General features: G+C 72.5%; 13 protein-coding genes. 3 read left to right on the top strand and 10 right to left on the bottom strand.

The window, feature by feature from the left end:
* Positions 1-4 precede the first annotated feature (4 nt).
* The 7 genes from AB0C12_RS33075 to AB0C12_RS33105 all read right to left on the bottom strand — a co-directional run bounded on the left by AB0C12_RS33075 (position 5) and on the right by AB0C12_RS33105 (position 8,184).
* Positions 5-1,048, bottom strand: a complete 1,044-nt coding sequence (locus AB0C12_RS33075; protein WP_360553804.1) for a Gfo/Idh/MocA family oxidoreductase — start codon at positions 1,046-1,048, stop codon at positions 5-7.
* Positions 1,045-2,046 carry an ABC transporter permease gene (locus tag AB0C12_RS33080; RefSeq protein WP_360553805.1) on the bottom strand — a complete coding sequence of 334 codons (1,002 nt, stop codon included), beginning with the start codon at positions 2,044-2,046 and terminating at the stop codon, positions 1,045-1,047. The genes AB0C12_RS33075 and AB0C12_RS33080 overlap by 4 nt, the downstream gene beginning before the upstream one ends.
* Positions 2,043-3,002, bottom strand: coding sequence for an ABC transporter permease (locus tag AB0C12_RS33085; RefSeq protein WP_360553806.1), 960 nt, complete (start codon positions 3,000-3,002; stop codon positions 2,043-2,045). Before AB0C12_RS33085 ends, AB0C12_RS33080 begins: the two co-directional genes overlap by 4 nt.
* On the bottom strand, positions 2,995-4,527 hold the full coding sequence (locus AB0C12_RS33090) for a sugar ABC transporter ATP-binding protein (protein ID WP_360553807.1): 1,533 nt from the start codon (positions 4,525-4,527) through the stop codon (positions 2,995-2,997). Before AB0C12_RS33090 ends, AB0C12_RS33085 begins: the two co-directional genes overlap by 8 nt.
* A 75-nt stretch (positions 4,528-4,602) precedes the next feature.
* Positions 4,603-5,682 carry an ABC transporter substrate-binding protein gene (locus AB0C12_RS33095; RefSeq protein WP_360553808.1) on the bottom strand — a complete coding sequence of 360 codons (1,080 nt, stop codon included), beginning with the start codon at positions 5,680-5,682 and terminating at the stop codon, positions 4,603-4,605.
* Between the two features lie 199 nt (positions 5,683-5,881).
* Complete coding sequence (locus tag AB0C12_RS33100) at positions 5,882-6,691, bottom strand: DeoR/GlpR family DNA-binding transcription regulator (protein WP_360553809.1); 810 nt, start codon at positions 6,689-6,691, stop codon at positions 5,882-5,884.
* Positions 6,692-6,732: 41 nt separating this feature from the next.
* Positions 6,733-8,184, bottom strand: coding sequence for a rhamnulokinase family protein (locus tag AB0C12_RS33105; RefSeq protein ID WP_360553810.1), 1,452 nt, complete (start codon positions 8,182-8,184; stop codon positions 6,733-6,735).
* Between the two features lie 197 nt (positions 8,185-8,381).
* Here AB0C12_RS33105 and AB0C12_RS33110 point away from each other — a divergent pair, with 197 nt between their 5' ends.
* From AB0C12_RS33110 to AB0C12_RS33120, 3 genes are read left to right on the top strand one after another with little or no spacing between them, the layout of a single operon-like run.
* Positions 8,382-8,972, top strand: a complete 591-nt coding sequence (locus AB0C12_RS33110) for an NUDIX hydrolase (RefSeq protein WP_360553811.1) — start codon at positions 8,382-8,384, stop codon at positions 8,970-8,972.
* Positions 8,956-9,189, top strand: a complete 234-nt coding sequence (locus AB0C12_RS33115; protein WP_360553812.1) for a hypothetical protein — start codon at positions 8,956-8,958, stop codon at positions 9,187-9,189. The genes AB0C12_RS33110 and AB0C12_RS33115 overlap by 17 nt, the downstream gene beginning before the upstream one ends.
* A 1-nt stretch (position 9,190) precedes the next feature.
* Positions 9,191-9,640 (top strand): hypothetical protein, encoded by a 450-nt coding sequence (locus AB0C12_RS33120; protein ID WP_360553813.1) that lies wholly within the window; start codon positions 9,191-9,193, stop codon positions 9,638-9,640.
* Here AB0C12_RS33120 and AB0C12_RS33125 read toward each other — a convergent pair.
* Genes AB0C12_RS33125 through AB0C12_RS33135 form a run of 3 tightly spaced genes read right to left on the bottom strand, consistent with a single transcriptional unit; the run spans position 9,626 to position 16,543 of the window.
* Positions 9,626-12,154 carry a hypothetical protein gene (locus AB0C12_RS33125; protein WP_360553814.1) on the bottom strand — a complete coding sequence of 843 codons (2,529 nt, stop codon included), beginning with the start codon at positions 12,152-12,154 and terminating at the stop codon, positions 9,626-9,628. The genes AB0C12_RS33120 and AB0C12_RS33125 overlap by 15 nt on opposite strands.
* Positions 12,147-13,559 (bottom strand): hypothetical protein, encoded by a 1,413-nt coding sequence (locus tag AB0C12_RS33130; RefSeq protein ID WP_360553815.1) that lies wholly within the window; start codon positions 13,557-13,559, stop codon positions 12,147-12,149. The genes AB0C12_RS33125 and AB0C12_RS33130 overlap by 8 nt, the downstream gene beginning before the upstream one ends.
* A gap of 26 nt (positions 13,560-13,585) precedes the next feature.
* Complete coding sequence (locus tag AB0C12_RS33135; protein ID WP_360553816.1) at positions 13,586-16,543, bottom strand: CHAT domain-containing protein; 2,958 nt, start codon at positions 16,541-16,543, stop codon at positions 13,586-13,588.
* Positions 16,544-16,706 lie beyond the last annotated feature (163 nt).

Here is a 16,706-nt window from a genome sequence, read left to right on the forward strand (position 1 = left end):
CCGGTCATTCCACGGTCGCGACCCGGGTTCCGCTCTCGAACGACCGGATGACGGCTTCGGCGAGCAGCAGCGCCCGCCGACCGGCGCTGACAGGTACGGGAGGAGGGCCGCCGGCCCGCAGCGCGGCGAGCAGCTCGTCGACGTGCCGGTCGAAGGTGGCGTGGAAGCTGCGGTCGGTGTCGTTGAAGTATCCGGCCTGCCAGACGTGGGCGGTCTCGTCCGCGGCGCGCTGGAAGCTGTAACGGCGCACGGTGTCGTCGATGAGAATCCTTCCCGCGGTGCCGTTGAGCTCGAGCCGGTGGGTGTCCTGGTAGGCGTAGGACGAGTCGTACGAGCCGACCAGGCTGCCGACCGCGCCGTTGCCGAACCGCGCCGCCACGACGAGCGTCGACCAACCGTGCCCGCTCGGGTCGGTCATCTGCGCCATGACCGACTCGATCGGGCCGCAGAGGTGTTCCAGCAGATCCAGGCCGTGGCACTGGGTCTCGATGAGGTTCGCGTGCGAGTGGCCGCTGGTGCCGGGCTCGCCACCGAAGCGCCAGGTCGCGAAGGCCAGCCGGCCGAGGTCTCCGCGGTCGATGGCTTCGGCCGCCAGGCGCACGGGTCTGGCGTACCGGTGATTGAAGTTGATCCCGACGAACAGGTCTCGCCGGGCCGCTTCGGCGATCAGGGTGTCGGCCTCGGGCAACGCGAACACGAGCGGCTTCTCCAGCAGCAGCGGCACTCCGGCCCGGATCAGTCGCAGTGTCGGCTCGTAGTGCCGCTCGTTCGGCAGGCAGACCGTGACCAGCTCGGGCCGGGCCCGGTCCAGCATCTCGTCGAGGTCGACGTAGCCGGTGGTGCCGAACTCGGCGGCCCGGGCCGCGGTCCGGGCCGGATCCCGGCCGACGACCGCGACCAGGGAGGTGTCGGCCCGGCCGGCGAACAGCTCCGCGTGCTGCCGGCCCCACCAGTCGCCGGTGCCGACGACGGCGACCCGGACCGGCACCGGTGCCGGGGACCTCGGGGGCCGGACGACCCCCGGTGCGTATCGGGCCGCGACGTTCATCGCATCCTCCGGCGGGTGAGGCGGGACTGGATCAGCACCACGACGACGAGGAACGTGCCGCTGACGACCTGTTGGTAGTAGGTGGTGAGGGTGCCGACCTGGTTGATCAGGTTCTGGATGACCTTGAGCAGCAGCACCCCGGCGAGGGTTCCGCTGAGCGAGCCGGCCCCACCGGTGAGCAGGGTGCCACCGATCACCACGGCGGCGATCGCCTCCAGCTCGCGGCCCTCGCCGATGGTCGGCAGGCCGGACTGGGTCTGCGCGGCCACCAGTACCCCGGCGAGGCCGGTGAGCAGCGCACTCAGCACGTACACCAGCACCCGGACCCGGGCCACCGGCAGGCCCATCAGCTCGGCCGCCTCCTGGCTGTCGCCGATGGCGAACGTGGCCTGGCCGAACCGGGTCCGGTTGAGGACCACGACCCCGGCGGCGAAGGCCACCAGCGCGCACCAGACCGGCGCGCTGAGGCCCAGCCACCGGGCCTGGCCGAGCTGGGTGAGGGTCAGGTCGGCCGGGATGATGTACACCTTGTTGCCCTCGTCCGCGACGGCGAACGCCAGGCCGCGGGCGAAGAGCAGGGTGGCGAGCGTGACGATGAACGGCGCGATCCGGGCCCGGCCGATCAGCAGTCCGTTGATCAGTCCGATGACGCCGCACACCGCGAGGGGCAGCAGCACCGCGGCGAGGGTGCCCCAGCGGGAGCCGTACGCGGTGAGCACCCCGCTGAGCGCGAGCAGCGACCCGACCGAGAGGTCGATCCCGCCGCTGAGGATGACGAACGTCATGCCGGTCGCGATGAGCAGCAGGTAGGAGCTGTCCAGGGCGATGTTGCCGAGGTTCCGGCCGCTGGCGAAGCTCTCGCCGAAGATCAGCGAGCCGGCGACGAGTACCAGCGCGAGCACGATCGGCGTACCGGCCCGGTCGGGACGCCACCACAGCAGGCGGGCGACGGTCCTCGGCTCGGCCCTGGTCGCTGCGCTGTCCTCGACGGCGGTCATGCTCGGGTCCGTCCGCGCTGGACGTACACGGCCGCGACGATGATGCCCGCCTGCAGCATGCGGGCCGTCGAGTCCGGCAGGTCCTGCTGGATCACGGTGGCGGTGATCAGTTGCATCAACAGGGCTCCCATCAGCGTGCCCAGGATGCGCACCCGGCCGCCGGACAAGGGGGTGCCGCCGACGACCACGGCGGTGATCGCGCTGAGCTCGATGAGCAACCCGACGAACGAGGGATCGCTGGCGCCCTGCCGTGCGGTGGTGAGCACTCCGGCGGCAGCGGCCAGCACTCCGCTGATGACGTAGACGATGACCAGGGTGCGTTTGACCGGCAGGCCGGCCAGGGTGGCCGCGGCACGGTTGCCGCCGACGGCCAGCAGCTGCCGCCCGAACGCGGCCCGGTGCACCGCGATCGCCGCCGCGCCGGTCACCACCAGCACCAGGAGCACGCTGATCGGGATGCCGAGGACCGAGTCGCTGCCCAGCGCGCCGAGGATCGGGTCGAAGATCTCGGTCAGCCGGCCGTCGGCGAGCACCAGGGCGAGCCCACGGCAGGCGACCAGCGTGCCGAGGGTGGCGATGATGGGCTGCATGCGGGCGAACGCGACGAGCGAACCGTTGACGCATCCGACGGCGGCGCCGGCCAGCATGGCTATCGCGATGGCAGGCCAGGTGCCGTAGCCCAGGTACAGCGGCAGCAGCGCGGCGCTGATCGCCATGGTCGAGCCGACCGAGAGATCGATGCCCTCGGTGGCGATGACCAGGGCCATGCCGATGGCCACGATCATGACCGGCACGACCTGCACCAGCTGCAGCCGTAGGTTGGCCACGGTGGCGAAGTTCGGCGTGCAGGCGAGGTTGAAGAGCAGCAGCAGGGCGATGGCGAGATACACCCCGCCGGCCTGGAGGAAGGTCAGGATGTCCGGACGGGTGGGCCGGGCGGTGACGGTGTCAGACATCGGCACTTCCCCCGGACGCCTGGGCGATCGCGTGCATGATGCGGTCCTCGTTGACGTCGTCGCCGCGCAACATGTCGACGACGGCCCCGTCGCGCAGCACGAGCACCCGGCCGGCGCCCTCGACGACCTCCTCGAGTTCGGAGGAGATCAGCAGGACGCCCAGGCCGAGCGCGGCGAGTTCGCTGATCAGCGACTGGATCTCGGCCTTGGCGCCGACGTCGATACCGCGGGTCGGCTCGTCGAGAATGAGCACCTTGGGGTGCAGGCACAGCATCCGGGCGAGCAGGACCTTCTGCTGATTGCCGCCGGACAGGTCGCTGACCCGCTGATCCGGGCTCGACGTCTTGATCCGGAGCCGCCTGATGAACGTGTCCACGATCTCGTCCTGCCGGCGCCGGGAGACGAACCCCGCGATGGTGAGCCTCGGCAGCGCGGCCAGCACGATGTTGTCGCGAACACTGAGTTCCCCGACGATCCCCTCGGACTTGCGGTCCTCGGGCACCATCCCGATGCCGCTGCGGATCGCGGCGGCCGGGTTCCAGCGCCGGGCGGAGTCGCCGTCGACGCTGACGGTTCCGGCGTCCAGCCCGACGACCCCGAAGATGGCCTCGGCGGTCTCGGTGCGGCCGGAGCCGAGCAGCCCGGCCAGTCCCACGACCTCACCGGCGTGCACCTCGACGCTGACGCCGTCGAGCAGCGGCCGGCGCGTGAGCCCCTCGGCCCGTAACACCGGCGTGCCGGTGACCTCGCGTTGGTGGTCGTCGAAGGTCGTCGCGCCGTGCCGGCGGATCTGGTCGACGTCGCGGCCCAGCATCGTGGCCACCAGCCGTAGCCGGGTGGTTCCGGCGACCGGCCCGGTATGCACCAGGCGTCCGTCGCGCAGCACGGTCACCCGGTCGCAGATCCGGAAGACCTCGTCGAGCTTGTGCGTCACGTAGAGCACCGCGGCCTGCCGGCTGCGCAGCAGCGCGACCACGTCGAGCAGGAGATCCACCTCGCGGGGCTCCAGCGAGGAGGTCGGCTCGTCCATGATGACCACCCGGGCGTCGGTGGACAGCGCCCGGGCGACGGCGATCATCTGCTGCACGCCGAGGCCGAGTTCGCCGAGCTTGCGCCGTACGTCGACGGCGATCCCGTAGCCCGCCAGGATGTCCCTGGCGTCGCGGTGCATGCGGCGGAAGTCGATGAGGCCGATCCGGTTGGTGGGTTCCCGGCCCAGATACAGGTTGCCGGCGACACTGCGCATGGGCACCAGGTTGACCTCCTGGTAGATGGTGCTGATGCCGGCGGCCTGGGCGTCGCGGGGGTGCGCGAACGTGGCCGGTTCGCCGAGGTAGCGCACCTCGCCGTCGTCCGGCCGGTACACCCCGGTGATGAGTTTGATCAGGGTGGACTTGCCCGCGCCGTTCTCGCCCACCAGCGCGTGCACCTCGCCGGGGTGCAGTTCGAGGGAGACGCCGGTCAGGGCGCGGACGCCGGCGAAGTGCTTGCTCACCGAGCGCACGTCGATGGCGGATGTGGTCATCGGGGCCGCTCACTCTCCACGGGGAGGTCACCGGGGGAGGGCCGCTCGCCCTGCCCCGGTGCTCAGACTTGGGCGTCAGTAGGCGTTGGCGAGCTCGGACTCGGCGTTGTCCTCGGTGTACTCCTTGTCGGAGATGATGGTCTTCTCGACGACGCCCTTACCGCTGTAGAAGTCCTCGAGGGCCTGGAAGGCGAGCGGACCGAAGCGCGGGTTCGACTCGATGACACCGGCGATCCAGCCGTCGAGGATGCCCTGAACGGCGCCCTTCGTACCGTCGATGGTGATGATCTTGATGTCGCCCGGCTTCTTGTCGGCCCCCTTGAGGGCCGCCACCGCGCCGAGCGCCATCTCGTCGTTCTCGGCGTAGATGGCGCTGATCCCGGGATTGGCCGAGACGAGCTGCTCCGTGACCTTCTGGCCCTTCTCCCGGGTGAAGTCGCCGGTCTGCTCCGCGACGACCTTCAGCTTGGAGTTCTTGGCGGCCAGCTGATCCTTGAAGCCCTTGGTGCGGTCGACCGTCACGTTGACCCCCGACGCGCCGAGCAGAATCGCGACCTCGCCCTGGTCGCCGGTCGCCTCGATCAGGGCATCCGCGGCGCGCTGCCCCTGCACCACGAAGTCCGAGCCGATCCAGCCCAGGTAGTCCTGGCAGGCTGTCTTCGTGGTGAGCAGCCGGTCGATGGTCATCACCGGCACTTTGGCGTCCTGAGCCGCCTTGAGCGCGGGATCCAGGCCTTCGGAGTTGAGCGGCGAGATGATCAGCGCCTGGGCGCCCTGGGCGATCATGCCCTGGATGTCGGCGATCTCCTTGTTGAGGTCGGACTGCGCGTTGGTGGTGATGAGCTTGATGCCGCGCTTGGCCGCCTCGTCCTTGATGGACCGGGTCTCGGTGATCCGGAACGGGTTGGCTTCCTTCTCCGACTGGGCGAAACCGACGGTGACGGTCTTCAGGTCGAGTTTCGGGACACCGCCGTTGTAGCGCTCCGGCGTGCATCCGGTGGCTCCGGAGGTGGCCTGGACCTGCTGTGCCGCCGAACCGTTCGCGCTGGGAGTGTCGCTGCTGTCGGCGGCCTTGGTGCACCCGGCGGCGAGCAGGAGCGCGGCCAGCGTGGCGCCGGCCGCGGCACCACGGATGAGCTGTCTGGGGCGAGGCATCGCTGGCGTCCCTTCACATGGGGGCATGACGGACCAGGGCCCTGCACGGTGCGGACAGGTGCGCAGGTGCCAGAAGTTGAAAGGCTTTGACTTGAACGTGGGCAGATCGTAGCCATGTTGTGGCAACTGCTGTCAAGAGCCGATTCAAAATGACCAGCGATGGTCGAGAGTGACGCGAAGGCGCAGGGGGGTGCCGCCATTACGCCATCTGCACGTCGATGCCTTCCGCGCGCAGCCGGCGTACCACCCCGGGGTCCGCCGCGTCGTCGGTGACCAGCACGTCGATGCGGTCGCTCGGCACCGTCTGGCACATCGTGTCGTGGCCGAGCTTCGTGTGGTCCGCCAGGACGACGACCTGCTTGCCGGCGGCCATCAGCGCCTGGTCGGTCGCGGCCGCGAAGACGTTGGGCGTGGTCAGGCCGCGCTCGGTGGTGACCCCCTCACCGGAGAGGAACACCTGGGCGCCCCGCAGGCCCTGCAGGACCTGCTCGGTGATCGGGCCGACCATCGCACCGATCGAACGGCGCAGCGCGCCGCCGACGAGCACGACGTCGATCTGCGGTGAGCCGATCAGCTCCTGGGTCACCGGGATCGAGTTGGTCACCACGGTGAGCTGGCTGATCCCGGTCAGCCGCCGGGCCAGGGCGGTGGTGGTGCGACCCGGCCCGAGCAGCACGGCGCTGCCCGGCACGACGAGCCCGGCGGCATGCGCCGCGATGGCCTCCCGTTCGGCGCGTACCGGATCGGGCGACGGGCCGTCCGGGGCTGCCGCCGGCCGGCCCGCGACCGCCTCGGCGGGCGGGCCCGGCGGCGCTGCCGGGGGGTCGGCCGGTAGTGGGCCGACACCGCCCCGCGTCGCCGCGAGCAGGCCGTCCGCCACCATCGAACGCAGGTCGCGGCGCACCGTGGACTCGGAGATCTCCAGCGCCTCGGCGAGCTCGCGGAACGAGGCGTAGCCCCGGTCCCGGACCTGCTCCAGCAGCCGTCGACGCCGCTCGGCGATCAGCACCGAGACACCTCCCTGCCCGTACGTGGTCGATGCAGAATATGTCAGATCCTGTCATCGGTGTCGAGCAGGGTCAGGAAGCGAGCGTACGCGGCGTCGGTGGCGTCCGAGATCCGCGGCTCGAACCGCCGTGGTGGCAGCGAGGCCCGCACCACCTCCCGCATCTCGGCCAGCGAGGACAGCTCACCGGCGGCCCGGGCCTGGATCAGCAGATTGCCGACGGCGGTGGCTTCCACCGGCCCGGCCAGGACCGGCCGGCCGGTCAGATCGGCGGTCAGCTGGCACAGCAACGGGTTCGCCGCGCCGCCCCCGACGATGTGCACGACATCGGCGTGGGTGCCCGCCAGCGCCTCGGCGCGCTCCAGGGTCCAGCGATGCTTGCAGGCGAGGCTGTCCAGCACACACCGCACCATCGCGGCCCGGTCCACCGGTACCGGCTCGCCAGTCGCCCGGCACAATTCGGCCAGCCGCGCCGGCATGTCGTCGGGCGCGATGAGGCAGGGCGCGTCCGGCTCGATCAGGGACCGGAACGCCGGTGCGGTGCCCGCGGCGGCCACCAGCTCACCGTACGGCGGTGAGCCCCACGCCGCCCGGCACCGCTGCAGCAACCACAGCCCCGTCCCGTTGCGCAGGAACCGGATGGTTCCGTCGACTCCGGCCTCGTTGGAGAAGCCGGCCAGTCGCGCGGCATCGGTCAGCACCGGCGCCGGCAGCTCCAGGCCGGTCAGCGACCAGGTTCCCGACGAGATGTACCCGTAGCTGCCCGCCCCGGCCGGTACCGCGGCGACCGCGGAGGCGGTGTCGTGCCCGGCCACCGCCCACAGTGGTACCCGCCGGTCCGCCAGCAACGAACCGACCCGGGTGCCGGGCGCCACGACGTCGGCGCCGAAGAGCCGGCCCGGAATGCCGAGCGCCTCGATGACGCCGGTGGCCCAGCCCCGGGTGACGACGTCGAGCAGCTGGCCGGTGCTCGCGATCGTCTGCTCCGTGACGAGCTGTCCGCTGAGCCAGTACCCGAACAGGTCGGGCAGCATGGCCAGCCGCTCGGCGACGGCCAGCTGCGGCGAGTCCTCCATGGCCACGAGCTGGCTGGTCGTGTTGATCGGCAGAGTCGCCGTGCCGGTGGTGCGGTAGAGCACCGCGGGATCGACGCGCTCGGCGACGAGCCTGACACTGGACTGCGTTCGCCGGTCACGGTAGTGCCACGGGTTGCCGATGAGCCGGCCGTCGCGGTCCAGCAGAGCGAAGTCGTTGCCCCACGCATCGATGCCGATCCCGGCGATCCGGTCCCCGCCCCGTTCGGCCAGCGCCGCGGTCAGCCCCGCCGACATGTCCGCGAACAGAGCCAGCACGTCCCAGTGCAGCCCCTCGGGCAAGGCCACCGGCCGGTTGACGAACCGGTGCACCTCCCGCACTTCGAGCCGGCCCTCGTCGAGCGCGCCGCGAAGCACGCGGCCGGTCTCGGCACCGAGGTCGACCGCCAGGAACACAGGCATCGCAAGAGCGTAGCCGCGCCGCAACGACTTATCGTCGCGGCGCGGGACCGACTCAGCGGTGGGCCTGCGGATCAGGTCCGGCGCCGGCGTGGCCATGGCTCGGACCGCCGGCCGTCTCACCCCTGTGCGCTATGGCCTTTGCTCCCGGGACCGGGAAAACTGACGGGAGCACCCGCCGAGCTCAGCCGAGGAGTCCCATGGAGATCGAGACCCCGTCCGCCGACACCGATCCGGGCCTGCCCCGGATCGAACGCACGGCGGAGCGCGAGGTCTTCGCCAACGACTACGTCACGGTCTACGACGACGACGTCATGTTCGGCGGCGTCTTCCCGGGGCGGTACCTGCGTATCGTGGAACGCGACGGCCGGCCCGGCGCGGCCATCCTGGCCCGGTGCGCCGGCCGTTACGCCCTGGTGCTCACCTACCGCTACCCGACCGGCGGTTTCGAATGGGGCATACCCCGCGGCTTCGCGCACGGTGACGACCCGGCGATGACCGCCCGCGACGAGCTCAGCGAGGAACTGGGCGGGCCACCCAGTTCCCTCGTTCCGCTCGGTGCGGTCAGCCCGAACTCGGGTCTGCTCGCCTCCCGGGTGCACCTCTTCCTCGGCGAGTTCGACACCGAGGTGGCCGCCCCGGAGGATCCCCAGGAGGTCCTCCACGTCCGCTGGGTCACGCTGCCCGACCTGCTGGACGCGGTGGCCCGCGGCGAGATCGACGACGCCTTCACCCTGTCCGCGCTGACGCTCGCCTCGGTCCGGGGTCTGCTCGATGCTGATCGCCGGTAGCGTCGCCTTCGGGCTGGTCGCGGGCTGGTGCCTCGGGTTGCGACCGCGGCGGCCCGGGCCGGTCGCCGCCGTGGTGATCGCGGTGGCAGCCACGGCCTGGCTGGCCGGCGACGCCGCCTCGGCACCGGCCGCTATCGCCGGCGTCATCGTCGGCGCGGCGCTCCACCTGACCCTGCGCCGCGCCATCGCACACTCCATCTCCCGGCAGAAAGGCTGACATGAACGTCACCGAGTTCGGCGCCTTGGCGTTCGGCGTGGTCATCGGCTGGTTCACCTACTTCGTGAACAGGTACCGCGAGGAGGTGACACTGGCCGACGTCGCCACCGTCATCGGCGCGATCGGCGGTGGTGCCGTGCTGACCCTGTTCCCCGAGGAGAGCCGGCTGTTCGGCTTCTACGGCATCGGCCTGGCCATCGGGTTCTTCGCGTACTTTCTCGTGCTGGTCTGTCTCGTGGGGCGCAACCGGAAACGCGGCTGGACGTCGGAGTGGTTCCTCGACGGCCGGCGCCCGCCCGAGCGCAAGGGCGTGCATGCGGGCAAGTCGTCCCGCGGCCTGAACGACGCCCGGATCGACGAGAGCCTCGATCTGCCGTCCCGCGGCAACGGCGACAGCGGCGGCAGAGACGAGGGCAGGCCCGGCCCGGACCCCGAGCTACGCCGGGGCTGACTCCATGCGCAGGTTCGGTGGCGCGTACGGGGTGTAGATCAGGCCGAGCGGATTACCCTGCGCCAGCAGCATCAGGCGAGCACTTCGGACGGCCTCGGCCAGGGTCTGCCGGCCGGAGAGGAAGCGGGGCAGCATGGCCTCGGCGAAGTCGGCCGCGAGCCGTTCGTAGGTGATCGTCTCGGTGCCGATCAGCCCGGACGCCTGCGCGGCCCGGACGAAGACGTCGACGAAGGCGGACGCGTGCTGCGGCTCCACCGCGCTGGTGCGGCACCCGTTCAGGAACACCAGCGGTCGGCTGTCCGGCCAGTAGGCGACCTGGCGGATGTCGTCTCCGATGATCTTGTTGACCTCGGTCCTCGGCCCGACCCGCAGCGTGGGCCGGAAGCCCTGGACGCCGCCGTGGCAGTACAGGTAGATCAGGTGCGGTTCGACGTCCGGATCCTCGAAGGCGTCGAGCAGGTCCCGCCGGCTCTGCTGGACCGGCAGCCCCGCGCCCAGCCGCCGGATCTGTTCCGGATGATCGAGGCCCAGCTCGGTGGCCAGGCCGATGACCACGTCGGGCCGGCCACGGTAGCGGATCGTGGTGGCACCGCCGGACAGATCGGCGCCGGTCTCGTCGAGGGTGTTCGCGGCCGACTGCGGCACACCGAGGTAGTGCCGGAAGCCCCAGAATCCGCTGGGACAGATCACGTCGCGGCGCTGGTAGTCCGGGCAGGCGCCCAGGAAGCACGGGATGCCGGCCAGATCGGTGCCCTGGTCGAGAGCTGTCTGGAAGGTGGCGCAGATGCTCTTGGCCGCCGTCCGGTCGTACGGATGGTCGTAGAACAGCGCGGCGGGGACGGTCTGCCGAGCCTCGGCCAGGTTCGCCACCTCGATCACGGTCGGCGGCTGCAGCATCCGGCTGAACCGCCACAGCGGTGGCTCGCGCCGCGACTGGGCGGCCGGCAGCAGGCCGGTCGGGGAGAGCTGCAGGGCCGCGCCGTCGGCGATGCCGCCCCAGAGCTCGCTGCCCCGGGTGGCGAGCACCTGCAGGTCCGCCAGCAGGGTGCCGGGAGACCGGACGTCGTACCGGAACGTGCCGTGGAACGTCTCGTCGTCGTCGGCCTCGGCCGCCGGCTCGTAGAGGACCCACTGCAAGGCCTTGCGGGCCTCGGCCACCAGCGACGCCAGCTGGTCGGCCGGCACCGGCAGACTCACCGTCACCAGCTCGGCCTGTCCGGGCAGACCGAATCCGGCGAGCGAGACGCGCTGGGCGTTGCCGTCGTGGTGGCCGACCAGGATGGACAGGCCGGCCGGCGCGGCCGGGCCGGGCGCCCGGTCGTCCAGCGCGGGTCCGACATAGTCGACGCGGGCGGTCAATGCCCGCGGCCGGTCCATGGGCTCGGCGTCCACCCACGCCTCGACCAGCCGTGACTGCAGCAGTGTGCCCCCGGCGTAGAGATTGCAGCGGACCCGGTGCCGGCCCGTGGTGTCCGGCGTGCGGACCGGGAACGCCAGCCGGATGCCGCCCGGTGCGGAGCCGTCGGGCTGCCGGCTCACCACCATCCGCCCGTTCTCCGCGATGGTCAGCTCGCCGGTGTCCTGTCCCGGGGTGATCTCCAGCTCGCCGAACAGCGGCACGAGAACGACGTGCAGTCTCATGCCGGGCCGTTCGCCGGGCAGGGTGGGCAGGGCGGTCGAGCGCTCGATGCTCGCCGCGTGCACGCGGTCGGTGATCTCGAACCAGAAGTGGTACGGCGTCGCGATTCGCAGACCGCGGTCAGGGTGTGACTCGGCGCCGGTCACCGGGTTGGCGAAGCCGGTGCTCACCCACCGGGGCGGCCCGGTGTCGGCGGGCCCCAGCCGGCGTGGTGGCGGGGTGTCACCCCGGCGCTGCGCCAGCAGCTCCTCCCGGGTTCCCGGGCGGCCGGGTGGCGCCGCGACGTGGGCCGCGAGCAGCCGCAGCGTCTCCCGGACCGGCCCGGCATCGACCAGCAGCGGGCCGGCCGCGGTCGCCAGCTCGGCTTCCGCGGTCCGGGGCCGGTGCCGGGACCGGAGGATCTCCCGCAGGTGGGCGGCCCAGGGACCGGACGTCTCCGGGACCTCGGGCAGAAACGGCGCGATCCGCGCCGCGATCGCGGCCGCGTACCAGCCGGTGCCGGAGTGGGCCGCGGCGACGAATGCGGCGACCGCCCGCCGGTGCGCCTCCGGCCGGTCGAGGAGGGCGGGCAGGCAGTAGGCGATCGCGTCGTCGCTGAGCCGGTCCAGGTCGGGCCGCCCGTCCGCGTCGCGCACCGGGTCGAGCAGGCGGAGGACCGACAGGCTGTGCGCGGGGTCGTACGGCGCCGCCCGGCCGCCGGCCCGGTCCGCCATCACCTCGGCGACCGCCTCGCCGATCAACGGCCAGCCGGCCGCCGGGCGCAGGCCGCCGAACCGGGCGGCCAGCTCGCCGACCGTGCCGAGATCGCCCGGGCCGGCGTGCCGGGCGAGCCAGCCGAGCATGGTCGGCGCCGGGCCGCCGAGCTCGTCAGGCATCGGGGTCCAGTCCCTCGGCGACGTCGCGCAGGTCGTCGAGGTGTTCGCCGGCGGCCAACGCGTTGTCCAGCGCGGCCCGTTCGATCTCGCCCAGCTGCTGGGTCTGGACGAACTCGGTGGTGCCGTTGCTCATCGTGACGGCCAGCTCGCCGTCGTTGGCGGCGACCACCCGGGGCAGGTCGCGGGCCAGCTGGGCGATGTGCCCGCGCCAGGCGTCCCGGAACGCCGGTACGTCGACGGCCCCGCGACCCAGCTCCTCGTGCAGCAGGTCGATGGACTGCGCCCAGGACCGGCTGCGGTCCGGGTCGGCGAGCAGGCCCCAGTACTCGGTGAGGATCCGGTCCAGGCTCTCGGCCGGGATGCCGGGCAGCACCGACCCGGCCGAGAGCAGGCCGCTCATCCGGGTGGTGATCCGTTCCGCGACGGCCTCCCGGCCGGTCGCGGCCGGATCGCGGGTCGTCCGGATCACCCCGAGGGCCAGGGCGTTCATGTACTTGAGCTCGTCGCGCCCGTCCAGCCGGGGCACCGACGACATGTACTCGAACTCGGCGTGCGCCGAGTCGGCGAGCACACCGTTGTAGGCGGTGTCGACGAACTCCCGGACCAGCTCGGGCAGGGTCACCTCGTCGCGGTCGGTGCCCTGGGCGTTGACCGCGTCGTGGGCCCAGCCGCGGACGAAGTTGGGATCGAGACCCCGCCGGAGGCCCTCCCGCACCGCGTCGCGGACCTGAACGGCGAGGTCGCGCGGACACCGCTTCTCGTCGGCGAGGTCACCCAGTGCGAGGTCGTCCAGGCCGACCAGCTTCTTCACGTACGTCTTGAGCGCGATCTTCGGCGCCCGCGCGGTCCGGTCGAAATCCGGGTTCTTGAAGTACGCGTCGAGCCGCAGAACGGTCTCGTACTGCCGGGCCAGCAGCGGATGGTCCGTGGCCAGGGTCGCCGGGAACGGCTCGTCGTAGTGCTCCCGGGTGAGTACCCGCTCGAGGGCGTCGGCGATGGCCGTACGCGCCGCGACGTCCTCGTTGATGTCCTCCCAGGCCGACATCCGGAAGTAGTTGCGGGCTTCGTGGTCGTGGCGGCGGAACTGGTCGACGCAGGCCGCGAGGAAGTTCGGTTGTCCCCAGCGGAACAGGACGAACGGCATCGAGGCGCCGAGCCGCTCCCGCGTGGCCTCCTCCTTCTGCTCACCGATGACCCGGTTCCGTACGGTCAGCATCACGTCGGCCAGCTCGAGGAAGGTCCGCGAGTCCAGCGCGTACGTGTTGTTGACCGCCAGGCTGCGGCCGAGCAGCAGGCTGATCACCGCCTCGATCTGGCCCTGGGCCAGGTTGGGGTCGTCCCGGGTGGTCGCGGCGGTGGCACGGGTCGAATCGAACGACTCGTGAAAGACCAGACGGTCGGGCAACGGAGTCTCCCTTCGCGGAGCACGGGTCAGGACGCGGCCGGGAAGACCGCGCCGGTGGAGCCCTCTCGCAGGTAGAGCAGCGGAACGCCGGCCGCGGCGGGCTGTCCGCTGAGCACGTAACGGCGCAGGGCGACAGTGAAGGCGCGGTCCACCGGTACGCCGCGCAGGGTCGCAGTGGTGACCTCCTCCACCAGCGTGTGGACGGTGGTGTTGTAGACCGCGATCCGCATCCCGACGACGGCTTCCACACCGAGCCGCACCAGTCGGCGGGCGAGCGCCGACGAGGAGCATCCGACCAGGACGATCAGCCTGGCGCCGGTCTCCGCCAACGCCGCCGCGACCTGGTCGTTGGGCAGCCCTACGCCGTTCAGCCGGACGACGTCCGGTTCGGCGTGCGCCCACAGGTGCACGACGTCGGCCGGCTCGCGCAGGTCGGCCAGGCCGTTCGCCCGCAGCGGTGTGCCGTGCAGCAGGGTGACGGCGACCCGCCGGGTACGCCGGCGCAGCTCTTCGTAGGCCTCGGTGACCGGATTCAGCGCGTCGTCGGCGTCGCGCAGCACCAGCATCCGTCGCCGCGGCGCCACCGGCTCCGCGGCCGTGGGGACCTCCGGCGCGACCAGCCGCACCATGGACACCGGCGGGTCGTCGAACCACGCCAGGGGACCGGTCCGCGGATGCAGCAGCTCCCACGGCACGTCGGCGAGCTCGGCCTGGTCCTCGGCCCGGATCCGCAGGTCGAGCCGCACCGGCCGGCCGGGATCGTCGCCCCGCGCCCGGTCCAGTTCCACGTCCAGGCCGCCGGACCAGAGCTGGTCCCCGAGCCGGCCGGCCAGGTCGACGGCCTGCGTCTGCTGGTCGACGCGCTTCTTGCCGGCCAGCACGACGAGTTTCGCCAGATCCGCCAGCGGCAGCCGCACCGGCTCGGCCCGTTCGCCCACCGTCACCGCGCAGCAGGCGCCGTCGACCGACGGCCGCAGGGCGACCGTTCCGCTGCCGGACGTGGCGGCGTGGGGGACCACGACGTCGTAGCCGGTCAGCCGCAGGCCCGCCGCCGTGACCACGCGTCCCGCGCCGGCCGCGATGACCTCGGCGCCGACCGGCAGCGCGGCCACGACCGAGGCACTCGGTGGGTCGGCGTCCGCGGCCTCGGGCTCGATCACCGCCGTACCCGCCGCGTAGACGCCGGCGTAGCGGTCGCCGTCGAGCGGCACGAGGCGGCTGGGCTTGACGGTCAGCCGGAGCCGGGCGGTGACCCTGCCCGCCCGGCGCTCCCGCACCAGCATGGCGGTGGTGTCCACGGTCAGCACCGCGCCGCCGGACACAGCCAGCAACATGTCGTCGGTGGTCGTCCCGCGCGTCGTCCCGCTCTCGTCGCGCCGCAGCAGAGTGCCGTCGCGGGCCAGGACGGCCAGGGTTTCGCCGTCGGCGGCCAGCCCGGTCACCGTGCTCGGCAGGGTCTCCCGCCAGCCCTGCTCCGGGATGACGACCTCATCGGCGACGGCCAGGACGGCGTGCCCGCGCCATGAAGTGACTGCCTGGCAGAAGCCGGTCTCCAGGCGTACCGGACGTTCCCCGGGCTGCCATTGCCACGCCCCGGTGTACGCCGCCACCAGCCAGCCCTCACCGTGCCGGACGATCTGGCGCACCTGTCCGCCGACCGTGGCGGGCTGCCAGTCGGCGAAGAGCCCCCGCGCGTCGTACCGCTGCAGGTGGCCCGTCTCCGTGCCGACCACCGAGTAGCCCTCGTCGGCCGGGTCGAACGCCACCGCGGTGATCCGGTCCGCCGAGCCGAACGTGGGGTCGTCGCTGCCGGCCAGGTCCAGATCCCACTGGCACAGGCGGTCGCCGGTCGCGGTGATCAGGTGCCGCTCGCCGGCGAAGGCCGGCGCACCCGGATCGCCCTCGACGTTCACCACGACCGGCGCCGTGCCGGGCACGCCCGCCCGCAGCGTGCCGTCGCGACCGGCGGACGCCAGCAGACCGTCCGGCGACCAGGTCAGGCCGGTGATCCGCCGGCCGTGTGTCCACAGCGGCTCCGCGCGGCCGGCCAGCCGGACCTCGGGGCGGCCCTCGATCGCGTACGCCGCCTGCCGCCCCGGCCGGTCGAACGCCGCCGCCGCGACCCGGCCACCCAGCTGCTGCTCAGCCGCCCAGCCGGCGCCGCCGGCCCACACGGCCAGCACGCCGTCGGCCCAGACCAGTCGCACCGTGCCCCGGTCGAGACCGATGGCCCGGACCGGCGAAGCGCGGCGCGGCAACGGAGTCCAGCCGCCGTCACCGGGCCGCCAGAGCGCGATCCGGCCGCTCTCCTGGCCGAGGCAGATCGCCTCGCCGTCGGTCGCGATGGCGACGATGCCGGACCGGCGCTCCGGCGCGGGCGGCCCCGCGCCCGGCGGCCAGCCGGACGCCGCGAACGCCCCGTTGGGGCCGCCGGCGACGATCCGGCCGTCGCGCCCGGCCACCGTCAGCACCCGCCCGCCGACCAGCAACGACGGCAGCTCGGCGATCGTGCCGTCCACCGCCCACGTGCTGACCGCGCCGGTCGTCGTACCGATCAGCGCGGCCCCGTTGTAGCCGACGAGCGCCGACACCGTGCCCTCGCGCAGCTGCCGCTCCCGGCGCTGCCGGCCGTTGCGCGACCGCGACGACCAGCGGGTACGCAGGAACGGCAGGCCGGACGCGGTCAGCCAGGCCACCGCCCACCGTTCCACCTGCGGCATCCGCCACTCGACGGCCAGGTCGAGCACCGCCTGGCCGAGCAGCACGTGCTCGGGCAACCGGCGGCGCAACAGCTCCGACCGGTAGTCCTGCACCCGGGCCTCGGCATAGCGCAACGCCGTCGCCAACTCGGCGTCCTCCTGGTCCGCCGGATCCAGCCCGGCCAGCAGCACGGGCAACCCGATCTCCGGCGAGCCGCCCAGCCAGGGCGTCGGCAGACCGGTCCGGCGCGAGGTCGTTCCGCCACGATCCACTGCGTCACTCAATCAGGTCCGGATCCCTCCTGAACAGACTGACGGTCCGATTGTCCGGACACGATGGACGACCGGAACGTGAACGCGTCCCGACGGAGGGTTGCCTCCGCGCGTTCCGTCCCCCGGCGCCGCTGCCCGGCCCGGTGGATCCCGCCACCGCGGCGCACACCCGCGG

It is taken from the genome of Actinoplanes sp. NPDC048967, assembly GCF_040649415.1.
In the GTDB taxonomy this organism is placed as follows: domain Bacteria; phylum Actinomycetota; class Actinomycetes; order Mycobacteriales; family Micromonosporaceae; genus Actinoplanes.